Below are 20,227 nucleotides of genomic sequence, written 5' to 3'. Positions count from 1 at the left end.
CGGTCACCGTCCTTCAATGGCCCGCGCACAAGACGCGGGCCGAAGGGAGGACAGACAATGTCACTTTTGGACAAGCTCTTCGGAGGCAACGAGGGGGTTTCCGGCCCCAGTACGCCCCAGTACAGCCATGTGAAGATTCATCCGCAGGTGGATCACGGCATCCCGCCGACGGGGGTCGGATTTTCAGGTGGCACGTTGCGTTGCAAATGCACCACGAACCCGGTTGTGGTGCGGATCACGGCGCAAACCGCCCACAACCACGTGTGCGGCTGCACCAAGTGCTGGAAACCGCAGGGAGCGATTTTCAGCCAGGTGGCGGTGGTCGGACGCGATGCGCTCTCTGTCGAGGAGAACGCCGACAAGCTGGAGATCGTCGACGCCAGCGCGGCCATCCAGCGTCATGCCTGCAAGGGTTGCGGCGTGCATATGTACGGCCGGATCGAGAACACCGGGCACCCGTTCCATGGCCTCGACTTCGTGCATACGGAATTGTCCGGACAAAGCGGCTGGTCCGCGCCCGAATTCGCGGCCTTCGTCTCTTCGGTCATCGAAAGCGGGGTCGACCCGAGCCGGATGGACGAAATCCGGGGCCGTCTTACGGAGTTGGGACTTTCGCCCTATGATTGTCTCTCTCCGCCCCTGATGGATGCCATCGCTACCCATGTCGCCAAGGCCAGCGGTGCGCTGAAGTAGCCGCGCGGATAAGCCACATTAGACATTAGTATCGGATTCCCGCCGATCGGAAACTGAAGCCTTGCAATGAATCCGGCATACGATAGCCTCCTCCGCAGGGAGGCACTACCATGCAACACTCAACCATTGCGGTAACGCAGGGGCATGTAGACGATGTGCTCATTGTCGACGACCACCCGCTTTACAGCGATGCCCTGGCATCGTCGGTAGAGCGGGTTTTTCCGGGATCATCATGCCGGAAATCCAGAACCCTCAGAGAGGCGCTGGAGATCGTCGATCGCGGCTTCGAGCCGCAACTGGTCATGTTTGACCTCAAGTTGCCGGATGTTGCCGGCATTTCCGGGTTTCTCAACCTGCGGCGGCGGTTGCCGGATACACCGATTCTGGTGATTTCCTCGCTCGCCTCGGTGGAACTCGTGCATGCGCTCATGGATGAGGGCGCTGCCGGGTTCATGCCGAAGGACAGCTCCGCCGCGGACCTGCGGCATGTGCTCCTGGAGGTCACGGCCGGGCGCAAGTACGTCCCGGGCGATTTCCGACAGGTGCGCAGTGCGGCGGCCTTGCCGGAGGACCTGAGCCCGGAACTGGCGGCGCTGACCCCGCAGCAGAAGAAGGTGATGAAGCTGATCTGCGCCGGCAAGCCAAACAAGCAGATCGCCTATGAACTGGATCTCGCGGAGGCGACGGTGAAGGCGCATATCACCGCGCTGTTGCGACGCCTCGGGGTGAAGAACCGCACGCAGGCGGCCGTGCTCGTGGAGGCGGCCATGCTGAACGCGCCCGACCATGGCATTGCCGAGCCGGAAGCGGCGAGCTTCCTCGCGCACTGAGACCTGCACCATGCGGGATGACCCAATCGGGCCGCGCTATGTCACCGTGGCACATTCCACGGCGACGGATCCGCGGCAGGCGGTGGACGAGGTTGCGCCGCAGATCGACCTGCAGACCACGCGCTTCGTGCTGGTCTTTGTGCCCGCGCACATGGACCTCGCCGTGCTTGGCGAGGCACTCGACGCGGCGCTTGGCGGGGTGCCGGCCTTTGGCTGTACGACGGCCGGCCAAATCACGCCGGATGGCTATGCCAACGACAGCTTGCTGCTGATCGCCTTCCCGGCACGGCATTTCCGCTGTGCCTCCGTGCTCTACGACCAACTCGACCCGCTGAACATTCCCGAGATCATTTCGGAGACCACCAAGCACGCGGCCCGCTTCCGGCATTCGGAGGGCTGGGAGCGGTTTGCGTTGCTGTTCACCGACGGTCTCTCCAACCAGGAGGATCTGCTCGCCTCGACCCTGGAGTCCGCGCTTGGCGATCTGCCGATCTTTGGCGGGTCGGCGGGGGACGGGCTCCAGTTCCGCGAGACCTTCGTGTTGCACCGGGGCCGGTTCCATTCCAACGCGGCGGTGCTCTTGCTTCTCGAAACCAACCTCGAGTTCCGCGGCCTGACCTTCGACCATTTCATGCCGACCGACACGCAGGTGGTGATCACCAGTGCCAATCCGGAAAAGCGGGTGGTCTACGAGATCAACGGTGCGCCCGCCGCGCCCGAATACGCGCGGCTTGTCGGCCATCCGGTGGAGGCGCTCAGCCCGCAGATCTTCGCCGAGAACCCGCTGCTCGTCCTGCACAAGCAACGCCATTATGTCCGGGCGATCAGCGACGTCACGCCGACACAGGGGCTGACGTTCATGGCTGCGATAGATGATGGCCTCATCATGACGTTGGGCCGGGGGAAGGAAATTGTCGACACGCTGCGATCGGGTCTCGGTCTCGTCAACGCGGCGGGCGCGCCACCGGATTTCGTGCTCGCCTTCGATTGCGTTCTCAGGCGGCTGGAGATCGACCAGAAGGGGTTGACCGGCGTGGTTTCGGAGCGGTTCAACGAACGCCGGGTCTTCGGGTTCAACACCTATGGCGAACAGCACCGGGGCTTGCACATGAACCAGACTTTCGTTGGCGTGGCCTTCTTCGGGCCGGAGCGCAGGAGCTTGCTCTAGTGCTTGTCGATCCGCACCTCAGCGCCGAGGAAAAGGTCGCCCGGCAGGCGAAGATCATCGACGCGCTGATGCGGCGGGCGAACCGGCAGAAGGAACTCGGCCTGTCGGCCTACAGCGCGTTCCAGGCGGCGATCGAGTTGCGTGCGCAGATCGCCGAGAAGACGCGGGATCTCGAACTCGCGGCCAGCGAACTGGAAGTCGTGCGCGGCGCCCAGGAAAAGACCCGGGCCAACCTCGACCATGCGCTGGCGGCGATGGAAGGCGGGTTTGCGCTCTTCACGGACGGAACGCTTTCGATCTGCAACGAGCTCTTTCGCAGCCTGATGCCGGACATTGCAACGCGGATCAAACCCGGGCTTGGACTTGAGGCCTATTTCAGCCTGATCACCCAGAGCGACTGGCTGAAGTCCACGGATCGAAAACTGCATAGTTCCATGGCGCATGTCGGCGGGCCGGACGGGGGATCGGTGTTGTCGATCACCATCGAGTTGAAGGGCGACCGTTGGTATCAGCTTTCGAGCCAGCTGACCGGATCGAACGACGTGGTGCTGCTGCTGACCGAGATCACGGCCATCGTGCGTCAGAACCGCAGCGAAAAGGAAAGCCTGATCGACAAGCAGGCGGCCTATCTGCAGGCGGTGTTCGAGAACATGTCGTCGGGCTTCTGCACCTTCTCGCCGGATGGCGAGGTCATGATACTCAACAACCAGTTCCGCGTGCTGCTGGGCCTGCCGTTCACCTTGCTGCAACAGGGCACGCCGCTGAGCCGTTTGCTGGATTTCGCGCGGCGGCATGAGCTGATGTCCGAGGAGGCCCTCCGCAACCTGGAAGATTGGCAGGCGCAGATGCAGGAGGAGGAGGGTCTGCGGCTGCGCGTGGCGCATGGCTCGCAGCGGGTGCTCGATCTGCAGGCGCACGTGCTGCCCGACGGCGGTTTCGTGATCGAGCTCAAGGACGTGACACTGGAGAGCCGTGCCAAGGAAACGCTGGAGCGACGCGTGCTGGAACGGACCGCGGAGCTGACCCAGGCCAATTTGCGGCTCACCCAGCAATACGAGCAGCAGGCGCGGGTCGAGGAAGAATTGCGGCTGGCCAAGGAGCGGGCGGAGGCGGCTGTTTCGTCCAAGACCCGGTTCCTCGCCGCTGCCAGCCACGACCTGCTGCAGCCGATCAACGCGGCGAAGCTGCTTCTGGCCAACCTGATGGAGACCACGGAGGCGACCCAGTTTTACCCAAGCGTGACGCGCCTGCATCGCGCCTTCACGTCGACGGAGCAACTGCTGCGCTCGCTGCTCGACATTTCGCGACTGGACGGGGCCGAGACCGATGCCATCAAGCCGTCCGAGGTGTGCCTCGCCGGGTTGATGCAGGGCGTGTTCGAGGACCAGAGCGCGCTTGCGGAACAGAAGGGAGTCAAGCTGAGCGTGGTGCCGTCAATGGCTTTCGTCCGCTCCGACCCGGTGTACCTGCTGCGCTCGTTGCAGAACCTCGTGGTCAACGCCATTGAGTACAACCGGCCCGGAGGGCGCGTGGTGGTGGGATGCCGGCGGCGGCAGGGCAAGCTGCAATTGCAGGTCTGGGACGATGGCATCGGCATATCCCGCCGCGACCAGGAACGCATCTTCGAGGAATTCGGACGCGCCGAGAATGCTCCCATGGGCAGCGGCATGGGGCTGGGCCTGTCCGTCGTGGAGCGGGCCTGCCGCCACCTCGGGCACAAGCTTTGGCTGCGCTCGAAACCCGGGGCCGGGTCGATCTTCTGCATCGAACTCGACGAGATCGCCGCGCCGCTGGTGATGGCGGAGGACGAGCCCATCCTGTCCACGCCCAACGATCAGCGGCTGGACCTCATCACGCTGGTCATCGAAAACGACGAAGATGTGCTCTTTGCCACCACGGAAATGCTGCAGAGCTGGGGCGCGGACGTGCTGCCGGTACGCTCGACCGAAGAGGCCCTGCGGCACGTGCGCGACATGGGCATGCCGCCGGACATCATCCTGGCTGACTACCAACTGGATGGTGACGACACCGGGGTGAGGACGATCCGGGAAATCCGGGCGCTGACGCGGGTCAAGGTGCCCGCGATCCTGATCACCGCGAACCGCTCCGACACCTTGATGGAGGCGGGGCGGGACATCGGGTTTTCGGTGATGACGAAGCCGGTGCAGGTGTCGCGCCTGCGTCCGCTGATCGAATGGAAGGTGCGTTGGCAATCGCCGCAGACGGAGGTCGAGCCGCCTGTGCGGGAGGGCGCCGCACCGACAAAAGTCGACACTGACAGCACCGGGGCGGGGGCGCATGCTGGGGCCGGGGAGGATGAGCGATGATACGATACCTGGCATTTGCCCTGGCATTGGGATTGGCCGCGCCGGCGGTCCTGGCGGCTTCGCTGGACGGGCAGGAGACATATGACCTGCTGTTCCGGCAGGGCACGCTGGACGGCATCGACCGGGACAAGGCGCTGATCTACGACCGCACCGTGGTCAATGGCCTGCTGCCCGCGGCGGCCACGCGGGACAGTGGCGAGATCGCCCTGTCCTTCGGCGACGAGGACAGCAAGCTGGCGCAGCTCGAGTTCCGGCAGGACGGCAAGCACCGCGGCCTCGGCCAGTTCCCGGCCAGTGTCGGCAACCCGATGATCATGTATTTCTACGAAACCGTGATCCGCGATATGGCGGAGACCGCAGGGGGCAGTCCGTTCTACATCCGCAACCGGGTCAAGGAAGCGCTTGTGCAGCCGTCCGAGGTGGTCGAGGGCGAGGCAGACGTGGGCGGGCAGGTCGTGCCGACCCGGACGATCGTCATGCGTCCTTTCGAGGGCGATCCGAACGTGCACAAGATGCAGGGCTTCGGCGCGTTGGAGATGACCGTGGTGATGTCGGAGGCGGTGCCGGGGTGGTACGTGTCATTGAGCGCCGAAGCGGGTGACGTCTACAGCTCCCGAATGCTGTTCGAGGCGGTGGAGTGATGCGCTGGCTGTTGCTTGGGCTGCTGCCCACCGGCGTGCTGGCGCAGGGTGTCGCGGAACGGCTGAATGACTACCCGACCTTTGCCCGGGCGGACTATGTCTTTGCCTGCATGGCGACGAACGGGCAGAGCCGTCACGTCATGGAGCAATGCGCCTGTTCCATCGACGAGATCGCCAAGATCCTCCCGTTCGAGAAATACGTGGAAGCCGAAACCGTGCTGTCCATGCGCCGTGTGGGCGGTGAGCGCATGGCGATGTTCCAGAGCGCGGCGGTCGCGTCGACCATGGTGGCCGACTTGCGGCGGGCGCAGGCGGAAGCAGAGGTGGTCTGCTTCCGGTGAGGGCGGAATAGCGCTCCGGCTCAGCCTGACGGAACGCTATTCCGCCGTTTCCTTCCATCGGGGTGCCAGCGTGACGTGTATCCCGAGGGCGTCGAGCCAGCGTTGGACCTGGTGGTTGACGAGGTCCTCCAAGGTCTGGCCCCTGGTGTAGAAGGCGGGCATGGGCGGGGCAATGATCGCGCCCATTTCCGTGGCCAGCGTCATGTTCCGAAGGTGCCCGAGGTGGAGGGGCGTCTCGCGCACGCCAAGAACGAGGCGGCGGCGCTCCTTCAGTGTCACGTCGGCGGCGCGGGTCAGCAGGCTGGAGCCGATGCCGTTGGCGATTTCCGCCAGGGTCTTGACCGAACAGGGCGCGATGATCATGCCGTGGGTGCGAAACGAACCGGAGGCGATGGAGGCTCCGATGTCTGCGTTCGAATGGACGTGGTCGGCGAGGGACCTTGCCATCTCGAAACCGCCCTCGGTTTCAACCTGCAGGCATTGAATCGCCGCCTTTGTCACAATCAGGTGGGATTCGACGGATATACCTTGCAGTATCTCTAGCAACCGAAGGGCGAATGGCATACCGGAGGCTCCTGAGAGCCCGACAATCACACGGGTCGGCGCTTCGGAACGGGACTCGAGCCGTTGCTCCTGTGACGCGATCGTCGGTTTTCTTTCTTCAACTTGCATGGAAAGATCCTTGGAGTTGTGGACACCGTTGCGTTTCTACTTTAAGCCGAAAGTTGGTGAGAATTACGCTGGGGAACCTTGCACAGAGCAAGTTTCGGAGAGGACGCTCGAATGAGACACGAGACGAAGACTAAGACGCCCATGCCCGCGAGGCACATGTTTTCTTATGATATTTTTGATTGAACCGTCATGATCCGTGTTCTGTTGATTGATGACGATGTCGAGCTGGCCGCAGTGACGGCCGATGTCCTGAGAACCTACAGCATCGAACTGGATGCGGTGCACAGTCCGAGCGCGGGATTCGAGGCGCTGGAGTCCAAGACGTATGACCTTGTGCTGCTCGACGTCATGCTGCCGGAGATCAACGGCCTGCAGATGTGCAGCCAGATTCGCTATTCGAATGCCCCCTACAAGGACGTGTCGATCATCATCCTGACGGCCCGGACCGAGCTGACGGACATGGTCGTCGGGCTCGAGACCGGTGCGGACGATTACGTCAAGAAACCTTTCGAGCCGCGCGAGCTGGTGGCCCGGATCAACGCCATCCTGCGGCGGACCCGGGCACCGGAGACCTCCGTTGCGCCGTCGTCCCCCGCTCCCGCGCAGCAGCCCGCGCTTCCCGGCCGGTCCGGCCTGTTCTGCGAGATCACGCTCGAGAATGACGTGATTCGGATCGAAACGCAGCGGGCGCAGGTTCTGGTCAACGGTGCGAAGCTGGACACCACCTCGATGGAGTTCGAGTTGATCGCCGCGCTGGCGCAGCGCCCCGGAGAAATCCTGAACCGGGACGACCTGCTGGGCGAGGTGCACGGCACGACGGTCATCTACTCGCGCAGCATCGACGCGCTGATCTACCGGCTGCGCACGAAGATCAAGGAAGCGGGCGCACAGGTGGATTTCATCCGGACAGTACGCGGTCGGGGATATTCGCTGGTCGGCCAGGTCACGACTCCGGCGACGGTCTGAGTCTCGGACGGGCAAGACCGTCGGGCCGCGCGCAGGGCGGGTGGTCCGGCCGTGACGTCGGCGACAAATTCTCTGTCACACACGTTTTAAGAGAAAATCGCCCGCCGCGGTCCGGTATGGGAGAGTCTTTTGACGAAACGTCGCAAAACCCACCTGCCGCTGTCACGTAGCCGTCAGGCGGGCGTCATATTCCGTGACGATAAATCATGATTGAACAATTATCTCGGATATACCCATTTTTGTGCAATCCTGTTTGACCCCATTCCCGGAGAGTGGCGGCCTTGCTATATTGATGAAAAGCAATCCCGCCTCCTGAGAAAGAGAGTCAACGTCATGTCCAGACTCAATTACATCCTTTGTCTTGTCCCTATTATTCTGTTTGGAACTATCGGGGGCTTCTTTTACGCATATTCTGTTTCAGTCATGCAGGGGCTGAATGCCCTGCCGGAAATCGAGGCCATCCATGCCATGCAGAACCTGAACCAGGGAACGCGAAACGGCGTGTTCCTGTTCACATTTCTGTTCACCCCGATCATCACCCTTGGCTGCGCGGCGCTGCTTTACGTGCGGGGCAAACAGGTGGCGGCCTTGTTCCTGCTGGCGGCGGCCGCGGTGTACTTCCTCGGATCGTTCCTGCCGACGGTCAACGTCAACGTGCCGATGAACCACGAACTCGAAGCACTTGATGCCCTGTCACTTTCTCCGGACGAGGCGACGCCGATTTGGGACGCCTACAGCACGGGCTGGTATTTCTGGAACACGACCCGGGCGGTGATGGCGATCGTTGCGCTTGGACTGGCGGGAACGGCCATGCACATGCTCCAGCGTGGCACGGTGTTCTCTGGCGAGGCCCAGCCTGCCTGACCTTATCCCGAGAGAAAGACCAGACCGCCGGGCGCCACCCGGCGGTTTTCCATTTCTGTCGCTTGTGTGATTTTATGCTGCCTGTGTGACGGAATATGAAACCGAATTCGCCATCTCTGTCATTCAGTCAAAATCCCATTCGCAAAGCGCGTTGATTTAGCACTCTTTGTTGTTTGAGTGAATCGCCCCTCGGTCCGTAAATTGGAAGCAGATGAAACTTCCACCACGAGGACCGAAACAGTGAACCAGATCCACGATCCCCAGTCGTTTCAATACGACATGCGCCGGATGGCCGGTGCGCGTGCACCGCGCGACGCGGCGGTCAATTTCAGGGGCCTGAGCAAGACCTACAAGATGGACCGCGTCGACGTCCCGGCGCTGAAAGGCGTCTCCGGCAGCATCGCCAAGGCCGAAACCACCTTCATCACCGGGCCGTCCGGGTCCGGCAAGTCCACCCTTCTGAACCTGATCGGGCTGCTGGATCGCCCGACGGACGGCGTGCTGGAGATTCTCGGCGAGGATGTCACGCAGCTGACCGACCGGCAGGCCGCCGATTTCCGCGCGCAACACATTGGTTTTGTCTTTCAGAGCTTCAACCTGATCCCGGTCCTGTCGGTGCGCGAGAACGTCGAGTTCCCGCTGCTGAACCGCAAGATGAGCGGCGCGGCACGCAAGGCCAAGGCGCTGGACTACCTCGAGGCCGTCGGATTGAGCGATTACGTCGACCGCCGCCCCGGCGAGATTTCCGGCGGCCAGCGTCAGCGGGTGGCCATCGCCCGCGCCCTGGTCAGCGAGCCGACCCTGCTGATCGCGGACGAGCCGACCGCCAACCTCGATACACGGACGTCGCGCGAGATCGTGGCGTTGATGGATCGCATCAAGGCCGAGCTGAACACCTCCGTGGTGATCTGCACCCATGACACCGATCTGATCACCGCCGGAAGCGCCATCATCAACATCATCGACGGCCAGACGGCCAAGGAGCACTGAGCCATGATCTGGAAAATCGCCCTCCGCAACATCTTCAAGAACGCCAGGCGGTCGCTGACCACCGCGCTCGCCATCGGTATCGGCGGCCTCGCCGCGCTGCTCTTCGGGGGTTTCGTGACCTCGATCTGGTACGGGGTGCAGACCTCGATGATCCAGGAGCAGGGCAACCTGCAGGTCTACCGCACCGGATATCTTGAGTTCGGCGCCGCCAACCCGGACGCCTACACCATCAAGGACTGGAACAAGGTTGCGGCGCTGCTCGCCGCCGATCCGATGCTGAGTGAGGAAATCGCCGTCATCACTCCGCGCATCGACCTTGCCGGCGTCGCGGGCAATGCCGAGACCGGCAACTCCAAGACCTTCATCGGCACCGGCATCGTGCCGGCGGAGATCGACCGGATGCGCGCCTGGGACGGCTGGCATATCGGGCAGGTCGCTCCGGCAACGGGTCTGGCTTCTGGCGGACAGGAAAGCGTCATTGTCGGTCTGGGCATGGCCCGTCTGATGGGCATGTGCGCGGCGCTCAATGTGCCGGATTGTCAGGACGCGCCGGTCGATGCCGAAGCGCTGAGCATCGTGGAGCAGGATTTCTCGTCTCTGGTGAGCACCGAGACGGGCCTTACCGACCAGTCGAACGGCACGGCGAAGCCGCAACTGAACGTGATGGCGGCGACCTCCGCCGGGGTTCCGAACATCGCCCGCGTCGGCATCGAGGCAGCGCAGGCGCAAGCCATCCGCGCGCTCGACAACAGCTTCATCATGATGCACTTCGAGCAGGCCCGCGCCCTTCTCTACGGTGAGAGCCAGGAAGCCACGGCGCTGATGCTCCAGGTTGCCAACCCGGCGATGGTCGATGCGGTGAAGGCGCGTGTGGGCGAGGTGATGGCGGACGCCGGGCTCGATCTGCAGGTCTATCACTTCACCGAAGTCGACCCGACCTTCGACCGCATCTTCGGCATGTTCACCTTCATGTTCATCGTGGTCAGCATCGTGCTGTCGATCGTGATCGTCTTCACCATCGTCAACACCATCTCCATGACCATCGTGGAGCGGGTGAAGGAGATCGGCACGATCCGCGCCCTCGGCTTCCGCAAGGGCTTCGTCCGGGCACTTTTCCTGACCGAAAGCACCATGATCGGCGTGATCGGCGCGATGATCGCCCTCGTCTCCGCGGTGGTGCTGGCCAACCTCGTCAACGCCGCCGGTCTCCAGTGGACGCCGCCGAGCAACGCAACGCCGCTGACCGTCCAACTCATGGTCCTCGACAACCCCAGCTTTGCCATCGGCGTGGTGGCGGTGCTCATCGCACTCTCCTTCCTCGCCTCGGTCTGGCCGACCTTCAAGGCAGCGCGGTTGAACATCGTCGAGAGCCTGCAACGCGCCTGATTTCTCTCAAGACCAAGACCCCGGGGGCCGCGCTCCGGCTCCCGGGGAACCTCCCAAGACTTCAATCCAGACGCGGCCCTGCCAGGCCGCACCACCCAAAGGAAAAGGACCAGAAAAATGGAACTCGACCGCCGCGAATTCGCCAATCTCCTCCTCGGCAGTGCAACCGCTGCAAGCTTCGGCACCCTCGGCCTGCCGGCCTTCGCCGCCAACGACGCCGCCACGATCCTGCGCAAGACGGACGCGATCCGGAACCCGCAGCAGAGCTTCGCCGTCGACGTCGCTCTCATCAACTACGAGCGCGGCAAGGTGAAGGAAAAGACCACTGTCACGACCTATTCCCGCCCCACCGGAAGTCAGTTCCAGACCCTCGTGCACATCAACGCGCCGAGTACGGACCGGGGCAAGATCCTGCTGCGCAACGGCAACAACCTCTGGCTCTATGATCCGTCGTCCAAGGCAAGCGTGCGCATCTCGCCGCGCCAGCGCCTGCTTGGCAACGCGTCCAACGGCGATGTGGTCAGCTCGAACCTCGTCGGGGATTACAATGTCTCGCTCGACGGGCAGGAGACCGTGGCCGACGGCGACAAGCGCAACGTTGCCTGCAACAAGCTGCGCCTGACCCAGAAGGACTCGTCGGCCCCGTACAGCGCCGTGGAGTTCTGGACCGACGCCAGCAGCAACCAGCCGGTGAAGGGCAAGTATTACACCTCCTCCGGCAAGCTCATCAAGGTTGCCTGGTACCGCAAGCGCCAGAACGCCATGGGCGCGTCGCGTCCGACGGAGATCATCATCGCCGACGGTTTCGATCCGAACAAGGTGACGGTCATGACCATGGGCAACTACCGGGCCAAGGACATCCCGCAAAGCTGGTTCCAGAAGGAATGGCTGCCGAACTTCAAGGGCTGATCCCGGCCCTTCCCGACACCCTGACATGAAAGGAGACAAACCCATGAAACGCCTCTCGATGTATTCGGTTGCTCCGACGCTCGCCCTCATCCTCGCCCTTCCCGCCGCAGCCCAGGACTTCGACCTCCCGCCTGATCTGCCCGGCGCCGGGGATGTGCGCGTCGCTCCCGCACCCACTCCCGTCGCAGCACCGGGTACATCGAGCGCGGCCACCGCTCCGGTCGACCCGGATCTGCCGCCGGATGTGGCAGGCGCGGACATGGTGGCGGACCTGCCGCCGGATGTGGCCGATGTGCCGCTCGAAGACGGGGTGATCCCCGAGGGTGACATCACCCCGGAGGGCGAGGCGATGCTCGCCGCGGAGGCGCCGCGTGGGCTGCGGTACGGCACGCTGGAACTGGAGGCCCGCGCCTTCCACAACACAGACATCAATGGCGACAGCGCCAATGCCTTCCGCCTCTCGGCGCATTACTTCGGCACGCGGGACATCACGGACAGCACCTCGCTCTTGTTCAACCTGCGGGCGCGGGCGGACACGGTGTCCGGCCAGAGCTTCCGCTTCGAAGACGATTTCAATTTCGACGTGCAGGAGCTGGCCTTCAGCTTTGCGCTTGGCCCGCAGACCACGGTTCAGGTCGGCCGGATCAACATCCGAAACGGCGTGGCGACGGGATACAATCCGACGGATTGGTTCAAGGACGACAGCCTTGTCGTCACCGGCAGCGCCGCCCCGGCGGACCGGCGGAACGAGCGGCTGGGTGTCTTTGCCTTGACCGGGACGACGACCTTTGGCCAGACGCTGGTGACGGCGGGCTACCGGCCCGAGATCGACGCCGACATGGGCACGATCTGGACCGACCGCGACAACTTCGGGCTGCAACTGCACCGGACGAACCCCTCCGACGCCTGGTTCCTGAAGGTTTCGCCCAACATCGGGGACAACCTGTCGTTGACCATGAACGCGGTGATGATCGACGGTGACCCGGGTGTCGGCTTCGAACTCAGTGGCGGTGTCGGCGACAATCTCGTGCTCTATTCCGAGGTCATGGCGCAGCAGCGGCTCTCCATCGCGGACGAGGCCCTGGGCACGTCGCTCGGCTCCATGGGCTTCCGCAATGGCGTGGGGGCCGGGCAGGGCAAGGAATGGCACTACAGTGCTGCCCTGGGCCTGAACTGGGCGCTGCCCGCCTCGATTGCCGGGCAGCAGGACATTTCGCTGACTCTGGAGTATCACCTGAATTCCGCGGGACTTGACGGGTCGGAGATCGACGCGCTGGCCGGGGCGACGGGACTTGACCGCATGGCCGCCGGAGCGATCTACGGAGTCGCCGCGCGCAGGCAGGAACCGCTCGCCCAGCAGCAGGTTTTCGCCCGCGCCGCGTGGAACGACATCTGGGGCGACAGCGACATTTCGCTGCTCGGCTTCTATGTGCCACACGACGGTAGCGGCCTCGCGCAAATCTCCTACGATGTGCCTGTCGGGCAGAATGGCGTGTTCAACCTGCGCGGTATGACCACCTTCGGCGACGAGACCTCGGTCTACGGCGCCAACCCGAACAAGAGCTCCGTCCAGATGGGGTTCACCTACACCTTCTGAGGCGGGACCGAGCGGCCCGCCTCCGTGATACGCTGACAAAAAGGACAAAAGACTTGCGCGTACTGATCCTCGACGATGACGAAGAACTGGGTGAGTTGATGCAGCCGCAGCTGGCCAAATATGGGATGGAGCTGAGTCTCAGCTTCACTCCGACCCAGGCCTTCGAGATGCTGGACGCCGAACACTTCGACTGTTTGCTGCTCGACATGATGTTGCCGGAACTGGACGGAATGGCGGTCTGTCGGGCGATCCGGTCGAGCGGCAAATCCTACGCCGAGATTCCCATCGTCGCCTTGACGGCCCGCGCGGAACTGACCGACCGGATCGTGGCGCTGGAAGGCGGCTTCGACGACTTCGTGGCCAAGCCGATGGAGATGCGTGAACTGGTGGCTCGCATCGGCGCCGTGGTCCGGCGAAAGCGGGACGACCAGGTGCCGGTTCCCGCGGAGCCACAGCCGGAGCCGCACAGCGGGTTGCACCTGTCGCCGGCGCATATGTCGGCGGTGTACGGCCCTTACGCGGTCAACCTGACGGAACTGGAACTCCGTGTGCTGACCGCGCTGCGGGAGGCCGACGGGGCGATCCTGAGTCGGGGCGATATACTTGCCTCTATCGGGTATACCGACCAAAGTGATCCCGCGATGATTGATACGATCATCTATCGGGTGCGGCAGAAGTTCCGCGACCAGGGGCTGAACACCGACTTCATAAAAACCCTGCGCGGACAGGGATATTGCATAAGGGCAGAGCAGGTTTCATGAGCACGGCGATCGAGCAGGTCAAACTCTGGGTGCGCACGCGCTCGGTCTTCTCGCACCTTCTGTGGGCGACACTGGCGTCCACGGCGCTGCTCAGCCTCGTGCTGATTCTGTCGCTGCAACGGGTCGCGGACGAGCATCCCCGTCGCTACCTGTCGCGGGCGTTGTTCGATGCATTTACCCAGAACGCGCTGAACCCGGATCAGCCGGTGGAGGCCATCGGCGAGGAACCGATGATCCTGATGACCCGGGCGGAGGCGGAGAACTCGCGGTTCGCCGACATCTATGCGGACGCGCTGAGTGATACGGACGGCATCGCGATCCGGCGTCTGGGGGACAACTACGCCGCCGTTTCGGTGCGTGGCGACGTGGTCAGTGTGCTGCCGAAATTCGGGCGGCCGATCTCGACCTACGCTCTGTTCCTGGTTGGTGTGGTGGTGATGTCTGTGCTTTTTGCCATAGCTGCCATCTACCTGTTGATCCGGCGCTTGACACTGCCTTTCGACGTGTTGACGCACGGTATCCGAAAGGTCGAGGAGGGCGACCTGAGTTACCAGATTCCGCTGGAGCGGACGTTTGGCGAGTACCGGACCTTTGCGGATGGTTTCAACAAGATGGTCGCGGAACTCCAGCGCATCCACGAGAGCCGGCGCCATATGTTGCTGGCCCTGCCGCACGAGATCCTGACACCTCTGTCGCGGTTGAAGGTGCGCAAGGACATGGTGGAGGATGAGAAACTGCGGGCGCAGATTTCCAAGGACATTTCGGTGGTCGAGGAAATCCTGTCGTCTATCCTGGCCGCCGAAAAGCGCAACACCGGCGAAAGCACCGCGGATTTCATCGACATCGAACCCTATGCCCGCGAGCAGATCGCCCAACTGACCCATCAGGGCGTGGCCATTTCGATCCGCAATGAAACCGGGCGCAAGACCGCCTATTTCGACAGCTTCTTGACGAGCGTGCTGCTGAAGAATTTCGTCACCAACGCAGTGCGTTACGGCGAGGGCAAACCGATTGTCGTGAAATTTTCCGACGATGGCGGACGCGGCGCCGATCTGCGGATTGCGGTCAAGGATCAGGGCATCGGAATCGCCGAGGATCAGCTGAAATACATGACCGAGCCGTTCTGGCGTGCCGATGAATCCCGGGGGCGGGCTTCGGGCGGGTATGGCCTCGGGCTCTATCTTTGCAAGACCATCGTCAACGGCCTTGGCGGGCGCCTCGACATCGAGAGCACGCTGGGCAAAGGCACGGAAATCAGCGTGGTTCTGCCGAATGCGCTGTGCACCACCCTGGAGGATATCTGACATGAACTCTGAAGCACTCGCGCGGACCGAATTCCTGGATTACGACGATCCTGGCGTTGCCGCCTTCTTTGACAAGGCAACGCGGGCCTCCGGCGGCGATCCGAAACGGATGGCTGTCGATCTGTTCTACGCGGTGCGCGACGGGCTGTTCTACGAGATCTACAACGCGGATTTCACGCGCGATAAGATGAAGGCCAGTGCGATCCTGAAGCGGCGCTCGGGCCTGTGCATCCACAAGTCCGTGGTGTACGCGGCGCTGCTGCGCCGGGCCGGCATCCCGGCGAGGCTCTGGATCACCGATGTAAAAAATCACCTGTGTTCGCCGCAGCTTGCGCGGACGATGGGCACGCAGGTGTTTCATTATCACGTACTGGTCACGCTGTTCCTGAACGGCAAATGGGTCAAGGCGACCCCGGTGTTCAATGCCCGTCTGTGCCAGCTCTACGGCATGACGCCGTTGGAGTTCGACGGCGAGACGGACTGCGTGCATCACGCTTTCGACGAAACCGGGCGGGCCTATATGGAAATCATGTTCGATCACGGTGAATATGATGATCTGCCCTATGACATGATATTGTGCGGATTGCGGGAAAAACACGCGCCGCTGTTCCTCACAGACACGAAGTTCAAATCGGGATCTCTCGTAGCCGATATGGCATAGCGCAATTCATTCCGAAAGTATGCGATTCCTCTGGATGCAGGGCTGCCGGTCAACGGCGGCCCTGTTTGCATTTATAACATTGTTAATATTGGAATAAATACTTTGTCATAGTAAGGTCATGGACGCGAGATACGGCTCGGATCGGCTCGAATATTTCGCGTTCAACAAAAATCTTTCGGAACAAAACAGCAAACTATCCACGAAATAGATGGGGTATAAATGATTCATGCCGGGATGGCTGGAAGATAAACCGAGTATCCCGGACGCTCCTGAAATTCACACGAGGACATCATGATTATCAATTCCCTGGAAAAAATCGCCGGAACCGAGCGAGACGTGGATTGGGGCAACGGCAAGAGCCGGCGCCTGCTCGTCGAGAGCGACTCCATGGGCTACGCCCTGACCGATACGGTGGTCGAGGCCGGCTCCGCCTCCCTGCTTGAGTACAAGAACCACCTGGAGGCCTGCTATTGCGTCGAGGGCGAGGGCGAGGTGGTCGACACCCAGACCGGCGAGACCCATGCCATCGTGCCCGGCACCATGTACGCGCTCGACAAGCACGACAAGCATTGGCTGAAGGCCAGCAAGACCATGCGTCTGGTCTGCGTCTTCAACCCGCCCCTCAAGGGCCATGAACGTCACTCGCTGAGCGGTGAGAGCTCGGCTTACTGAAACCTCGTTCGTTTCTACTCCCTGTCCGCGCTTCGGGGGCGTCTCCTCCCCGGTTCCCGAAGCGCACGTATCCCCACCGACTGACCAAAGGGTAGCCCTGACATGATGGACAGCATCGTACTTTCGGCAAGTCTGGCCGACGCCGCCTCCCCGGATCTCCTTCCTCCGGATCGGGCCATGGCAGATGCTCCCTTTGGTCCTTTTCCCGTCTATTGCCTGGACCACGCCGCCGCCGAGGCGGATGGCCGGATGAGCCGCGCGCGGCATACCCGTGTGTCCTGGCGTCTGGACAACATGATTTCCCGCCTGCTGGACCTGACCGGGCTGAGCCGTGATGCCATCGCCGGTCCCCGGACCGGGCTGATCTCCGGCTCGCAGTACGGCTGTGCACAGGTCTACGAGATGCACATGCGGCTGCGCCGCAACGGCCCGCGCGGGGTCGACCCGGTGAGCTTTGCGCAGGCGACCCACAATTATCCGGTATCCGCCGCAGCCATCGAATACGGTATCGAAGGGCCGTGCCTGGCCGCCGTGAGCTTCGAGTCGGCGGGACTGGATGCGCTGCAGATCGCCGTGGACTGGCTGAACGCAGGGCGCTGCGACCGGGTTCTTGTTGCGGCCTACGAGGATCTCGCCTCGCCGATTGCCGACCACCTGGCGGCGCGGGCGCGGGACATGCCCGGTACGGCCTATGGTGAAGCGATGGTTCTGCTGCTGCTGGAGCGCGAGCGCGCCGCGGTCGCACGCGGGCACCACGGGCTGCCGGTTCTGACCCGGGTCGCACCGGTCCGGATGCCCTGCGGCGTCGGGCTGCGGGTCTTCGCGGAACAGGCGACCCGGCCCTCCACCCTCGCGCCGCGACCATTGGACTATCTCGCGGCGGGCGGGCTGCTGGCCCTGCATGATCTGCTGAGCCGAGCGGAGGGCGGCGTACATGCGGGTGAACAGTGGCAGATCGCGGCGCGCGGATCGGCTGGGGCCGGCATTGCGGCGAGCGTGACCATCCGTCAGGCGGAGATGGCGCAATGAGGCGGACCGCTGTCGTGACCGGGCTTGGCGTGGTGGCGCGAGGCGCCATCGGGCTGGATGCCTTCCGGGCGTCTCTGGCGCAGGGCGGTGTCTGCCCCGACATGCCGCCGCAGTTCGACACGTCGGGCTACCGTGCCCGGCGCGCCTTTGCCGCCGACCCACGCGCGACCGAAGACGCCTTGAGACAGGCCGAACGCGCCGGGCAGGTGGCGGCGCTGTCGTCCGAACAGCTGGCCTGTGCCGGGCATGGCATCCTGGCGGCGCTCGAAGCGATGCGGATGGCGGGTTTCGCGCAGCTGCCGCAGGGCGTCGGCTGCGCGGTGGCGACCACATCGGGCGGCTTGATGGATGCCTACAGCGATGCGCTGATGGCGGGGCAGGGAGAGCGCGACGCGCCGGACCTCGTGACCCCGGCAAGCGCGGCACGAGTACTGAGCGAGGTCTTTGGCCTGGACGGCCCCCTCTGCGGTTTTTCCTGCGCCTGCGTGTCTTCGCTCGGCGCGATGTCTTATGCGCTGTCGCGGATCTGGAGCGGGGATGCGGACGTCATGCTGGTGGGCGGCAGCGATCGCATGCGCGAGGCCGATTTCGCCGGCTTCAATGCGCTTCGGGCGATGGATCGCGACTCCTGCCGACCGTTTGATGTCACCCGCAAGGGGATGATGATCGGCGACGGTGCCGCGATGCTCGTGATCGAGGAAGAGGCGCATGCGCGGGCACGCGGAGCGACGCCCATCGTGCGGCTCAGCGGTGTCGGCCTGTCGAGCGACTCGCACCACATCACCAGCCCCGACGCCCGGGGTCTGACCCGCGCCATGCGGCAGGCTCTCGCGCAGGCGCGGCGGAGTCCGGAGGACATCGGCTATGTCAACTGCCACGGAACAGGCACGCCGCTGAACGATGCGGCGGAGGCGGAGGCGCTCGGCACCGTGTTCGGCGATGCGCCGGGTCTGGTGATCAGCTCGACCAAGGGCAGCACCGGCCACCTTCTGGGCAGCGCCGGTGCCATCGAGATCGTGGCGACAGTTCTCGCGCTGCAGGCCGGGGCCGCGCCGCCGATGGTGACGACGACCAGGCCGGAGGACGTTCCGTTCCATCTGCCGCTCGGTCCGGCGCATGCGCTGCGATCCGCCATCGCGATGAAGAATTCGCTCGGGTTCGGAGGGCTGAACGGCAGCCTCATTCTTGAATTGCCAGACATTGGAGAGACGTGATGCGCACGATCCGCAGTTTGCCGCTTGGCGGCGCTTCGAAGACATACCGCCCGGACATGATGGGTCCGTTTCTCGACGGATTGGCGCAATGGGCGGCTGCCTTCAACGAGGGCTGGCAGGACGACGACCTGATGGGCCGCTTCGGCGCTGAGCGCTGGAAAGCGGTGGTCGATGCCGGTCTGACGGGGATCGTGACCTCCGAAGATCAGGGCGGCCTGGCCTTGTCGGTGCCGGAACTGGCGGAGCTGTTCGAAGCCTTCGGCCACCTGTGCGAGGACAGCGGGCTCGGTTTCTCGCTCTCGACGCACCTGTGCAGCACCTGCCTGCCGGTGGGTCGGTTCGGGTCGGACGCCTTGCGGGACGAACTCCTGCCGAAACTGGCACAGGGGGCGCTGGTCGGCGCCCATGCGATCACCGAACCGCACAGCGGATCCGACGCGTTCGCGATGAAGACCACGGGGGTGAGGGACGGCGACGACTACGTCCTGAACGGCGAGAAATGCTTCATCTCCAACGCCCCGATTGCCGACATCATGGTGGTCTATGCCCGCACGCACCCCACGAAGGGCGCCTTGGGCGGCTTCTCCGCCTTTGCCGTCGACACCACCTCGACCGGCTTCACCGTCGGGCAGCCGCGCAAGAAGATGGGTCTCCGCACCGCGCCCATGGCCGACCTCTATTTCGACAATGTCCGTGTGCCCGCCTCCCGTCTGATCGGGCGCGAAGGTCAGGGTTTCTCCATCCTCGATTACGTCATGCGCTGGGAGATCCTGTCGATCTTCGCCCTGCAGACCGGCGAGATGCGCCGCCAGCTCGACCGCTGCATCACCCATGCCAAGGAACGCCGGCAGTTCGGCGCGGCCATCGGCTCCTATCAGGCGATCTCGCACCGCATCGCGGACATGCACATGCGACTGCAGTCGGCGCGGTCCTGGCTGAGCCGCATGGTCATCGCCATGGAAGGCGGCGGCAATGCCTCGCTGGAGTTCGCCTCCGCCAAGCTGGCGATCTCAGAGGCGCATGTGGCCAATTCCATCGACGCCATCACGCTGCATGGCGGCTCCGGCTACATGGTCGAGACCGGAATCGAGAGCCACCTGCGCAACGCCATGGGCGGGCTGATCTATTCCGGCTCCTCGGACATCCAGAAGAACCGCATCGCCGCCATGCTCGGCCTTTGATTTCAGCCCAAGGGGGATTTT

Annotated in this window: 20 protein-coding genes; 19 read left to right on the top strand and 1 reads right to left on the bottom strand. The window is 63.5% G+C overall.

Features of this window, described 5'->3' with window-relative positions; translation table 11 throughout:
- The first annotated feature begins 57 nt into the window (after positions 1-57).
- From gfa to ACP159_RS18015, 6 genes are all read left to right on the top strand, one after another.
- A complete protein-coding gene (gene gfa / locus ACP159_RS18040; RefSeq protein WP_425101100.1) occupies positions 58-693 on the top strand; it encodes an S-(hydroxymethyl)glutathione synthase in 636 nt (211 codons plus the stop codon).
- 110 nt (positions 694-803) lie between these two features.
- A complete protein-coding gene (locus ACP159_RS18035; RefSeq protein ID WP_425101099.1) occupies positions 804-1,523 on the top strand; it encodes a LuxR C-terminal-related transcriptional regulator in 720 nt (239 codons plus the stop codon).
- Positions 1,524-1,533: 10 nt separating this feature from the next.
- Positions 1,534-2,691 carry an FIST N-terminal domain-containing protein gene (locus tag ACP159_RS18030; protein WP_425101098.1) on the top strand — a complete coding sequence of 386 codons (1,158 nt, stop codon included), beginning with the start codon at positions 1,534-1,536 and terminating at the stop codon, positions 2,689-2,691.
- Positions 2,691-5,018, top strand: a complete 2,328-nt coding sequence (locus ACP159_RS18025; RefSeq protein WP_425101097.1) for a PAS-domain containing protein — start codon at positions 2,691-2,693, stop codon at positions 5,016-5,018. Before ACP159_RS18030 ends, ACP159_RS18025 begins: the two co-directional genes overlap by 1 nt.
- A complete protein-coding gene (locus ACP159_RS18020) occupies positions 5,015-5,659 on the top strand; it encodes a hypothetical protein (protein WP_425101096.1) in 645 nt (214 codons plus the stop codon). The genes ACP159_RS18025 and ACP159_RS18020 overlap by 4 nt, the downstream gene beginning before the upstream one ends.
- Positions 5,659-6,000 (top strand): hypothetical protein, encoded by a 342-nt coding sequence (locus tag ACP159_RS18015; protein ID WP_425101094.1) that lies wholly within the window; start codon positions 5,659-5,661, stop codon positions 5,998-6,000. Before ACP159_RS18020 ends, ACP159_RS18015 begins: the two co-directional genes overlap by 1 nt.
- 36 nt (positions 6,001-6,036) lie before the next feature.
- Here ACP159_RS18015 and ACP159_RS18010 read toward each other — a convergent pair whose 3' ends face one another.
- Positions 6,037-6,672 carry a UbiX family flavin prenyltransferase gene (locus ACP159_RS18010; protein WP_425101093.1) on the bottom strand — a complete coding sequence of 212 codons (636 nt, stop codon included), beginning with the start codon at positions 6,670-6,672 and terminating at the stop codon, positions 6,037-6,039.
- Between the two features lie 189 nt (positions 6,673-6,861).
- Between ACP159_RS18010 and ACP159_RS18005 the strand changes: the two genes are divergently transcribed.
- From ACP159_RS18005 to ACP159_RS17945, 13 genes are all read left to right on the top strand, one after another.
- Positions 6,862-7,638, top strand: coding sequence for a response regulator transcription factor (locus ACP159_RS18005; RefSeq protein WP_425101092.1), 777 nt, complete (start codon positions 6,862-6,864; stop codon positions 7,636-7,638).
- Between the two features lie 423 nt (positions 7,639-8,061).
- The gene (locus tag ACP159_RS18000; RefSeq protein WP_425101091.1) at positions 8,062-8,502 is read left to right on the top strand and encodes a DUF1772 domain-containing protein; all 441 of its coding nucleotides are present in this window, start codon (positions 8,062-8,064) and stop codon (positions 8,500-8,502) included.
- Between the two features lie 240 nt (positions 8,503-8,742).
- Entirely contained in the window at positions 8,743-9,492 is a 750-nt protein-coding gene (locus ACP159_RS17995) for an ABC transporter ATP-binding protein (protein WP_425101090.1), read from the top strand.
- A 3-nt stretch (positions 9,493-9,495) separates the two neighbouring features.
- Positions 9,496-10,878, top strand: coding sequence for an ABC transporter permease (locus ACP159_RS17990; protein ID WP_425101089.1), 1,383 nt, complete (start codon positions 9,496-9,498; stop codon positions 10,876-10,878).
- Positions 10,879-10,995: 117 nt separating this feature from the next.
- A complete protein-coding gene (locus ACP159_RS17985; protein ID WP_425101088.1) occupies positions 10,996-11,787 on the top strand; it encodes an outer membrane lipoprotein-sorting protein in 792 nt (263 codons plus the stop codon).
- Positions 11,788-11,830: 43 nt separating this feature from the next.
- Positions 11,831-13,384 (top strand): hypothetical protein, encoded by a 1,554-nt coding sequence (locus ACP159_RS17980; protein ID WP_425101087.1) that lies wholly within the window; start codon positions 11,831-11,833, stop codon positions 13,382-13,384.
- A 53-nt stretch (positions 13,385-13,437) separates the two neighbouring features.
- Positions 13,438-14,145, top strand: a complete 708-nt coding sequence (locus tag ACP159_RS17975) for a response regulator transcription factor (RefSeq protein ID WP_425101086.1) — start codon at positions 13,438-13,440, stop codon at positions 14,143-14,145.
- A complete protein-coding gene (locus tag ACP159_RS17970) occupies positions 14,142-15,449 on the top strand; it encodes a sensor histidine kinase (RefSeq protein WP_425101085.1) in 1,308 nt (435 codons plus the stop codon). The genes ACP159_RS17975 and ACP159_RS17970 overlap by 4 nt, the downstream gene beginning before the upstream one ends.
- Before the next feature lies 1 nt (position 15,450).
- Positions 15,451-16,110, top strand: a complete 660-nt coding sequence (locus tag ACP159_RS17965) for a transglutaminase-like domain-containing protein (protein WP_425101084.1) — start codon at positions 15,451-15,453, stop codon at positions 16,108-16,110.
- Between the two features lie 291 nt (positions 16,111-16,401).
- Positions 16,402-16,782, top strand: a complete 381-nt coding sequence (locus ACP159_RS17960; protein WP_425101083.1) for an ectoine synthase — start codon at positions 16,402-16,404, stop codon at positions 16,780-16,782.
- A 177-nt stretch (positions 16,783-16,959) separates the two neighbouring features.
- Complete coding sequence (locus tag ACP159_RS17955) at positions 16,960-17,811, top strand: beta-ketoacyl synthase N-terminal-like domain-containing protein (RefSeq protein ID WP_425101082.1); 852 nt, start codon at positions 16,960-16,962, stop codon at positions 17,809-17,811.
- Positions 17,808-19,025 (top strand): beta-ketoacyl-[acyl-carrier-protein] synthase family protein, encoded by a 1,218-nt coding sequence (locus ACP159_RS17950; RefSeq protein ID WP_425101081.1) that lies wholly within the window; start codon positions 17,808-17,810, stop codon positions 19,023-19,025. The genes ACP159_RS17955 and ACP159_RS17950 overlap by 4 nt, the downstream gene beginning before the upstream one ends.
- Positions 19,025-20,206: an acyl-CoA dehydrogenase family protein gene (locus ACP159_RS17945; protein WP_425101080.1), complete on the top strand. Its 1,182-nt coding sequence runs from the start codon at positions 19,025-19,027 to the stop codon at positions 20,204-20,206. Before ACP159_RS17950 ends, ACP159_RS17945 begins: the two co-directional genes overlap by 1 nt.
- Positions 20,207-20,227 lie beyond the last annotated feature (21 nt).

This window comes from Tropicibacter sp. S64 (assembly GCF_049803835.1).
Classification (GTDB): Bacteria; Pseudomonadota; Alphaproteobacteria; order Rhodobacterales; family Rhodobacteraceae; genus Pacificoceanicola.
This window is presented reverse-complemented; position numbering and strand designations above follow the sequence as displayed.

Bases quoted from the DNA above. Each gene is read 5' to 3' on its own strand.
- gfa (WP_425101100.1), top strand. From the start codon at position 58: ATGTCACTTTTGGACAAGCTCTTCGGAGGCAACGAGGGGGTTTCCGGC.
- ACP159_RS18035 (WP_425101099.1), top strand. From the start codon at position 804: ATGCAACACTCAACCATTGCGGTAACGCAGGGGCATGTAGACGATGTG.
- ACP159_RS18030 (WP_425101098.1), top strand. From the start codon at position 1,534: ATGCGGGATGACCCAATCGGGCCGCGCTATGTCACCGTGGCACATTCC.
- ACP159_RS18020 (WP_425101096.1), top strand. From the start codon at position 5,015: ATGATACGATACCTGGCATTTGCCCTGGCATTGGGATTGGCCGCGCCG.
- ACP159_RS18015 (WP_425101094.1), top strand. From the start codon at position 5,659: ATGCGCTGGCTGTTGCTTGGGCTGCTGCCCACCGGCGTGCTGGCGCAG.
- ACP159_RS18010 (WP_425101093.1), bottom strand. From the start codon at position 6,672: ATGCAAGTTGAAGAAAGAAAACCGACGATCGCGTCACAGGAGCAACGG.
- ACP159_RS18005 (WP_425101092.1), top strand. From the start codon at position 6,862: ATGATCCGTGTTCTGTTGATTGATGACGATGTCGAGCTGGCCGCAGTG.
- ACP159_RS18000 (WP_425101091.1), top strand. From the start codon at position 8,062: ATGCAGGGGCTGAATGCCCTGCCGGAAATCGAGGCCATCCATGCCATG.
- ACP159_RS17990 (WP_425101089.1), top strand. From the start codon at position 9,496: ATGATCTGGAAAATCGCCCTCCGCAACATCTTCAAGAACGCCAGGCGG.
- ACP159_RS17985 (WP_425101088.1), top strand. From the start codon at position 10,996: ATGGAACTCGACCGCCGCGAATTCGCCAATCTCCTCCTCGGCAGTGCA.
- ACP159_RS17980 (WP_425101087.1), top strand. From the start codon at position 11,831: ATGAAACGCCTCTCGATGTATTCGGTTGCTCCGACGCTCGCCCTCATC.
- ACP159_RS17970 (WP_425101085.1), top strand. From the start codon at position 14,142: ATGAGCACGGCGATCGAGCAGGTCAAACTCTGGGTGCGCACGCGCTCG.
- ACP159_RS17965 (WP_425101084.1), top strand. From the start codon at position 15,451: ATGAACTCTGAAGCACTCGCGCGGACCGAATTCCTGGATTACGACGAT.
- ACP159_RS17960 (WP_425101083.1), top strand. From the start codon at position 16,402: ATGATTATCAATTCCCTGGAAAAAATCGCCGGAACCGAGCGAGACGTG.
- ACP159_RS17955 (WP_425101082.1), top strand. From the start codon at position 16,960: ATGGCAGATGCTCCCTTTGGTCCTTTTCCCGTCTATTGCCTGGACCAC.
- ACP159_RS17950 (WP_425101081.1), top strand. From the start codon at position 17,808: ATGAGGCGGACCGCTGTCGTGACCGGGCTTGGCGTGGTGGCGCGAGGC.
- ACP159_RS17945 (WP_425101080.1), top strand. From the start codon at position 19,025: ATGCGCACGATCCGCAGTTTGCCGCTTGGCGGCGCTTCGAAGACATAC.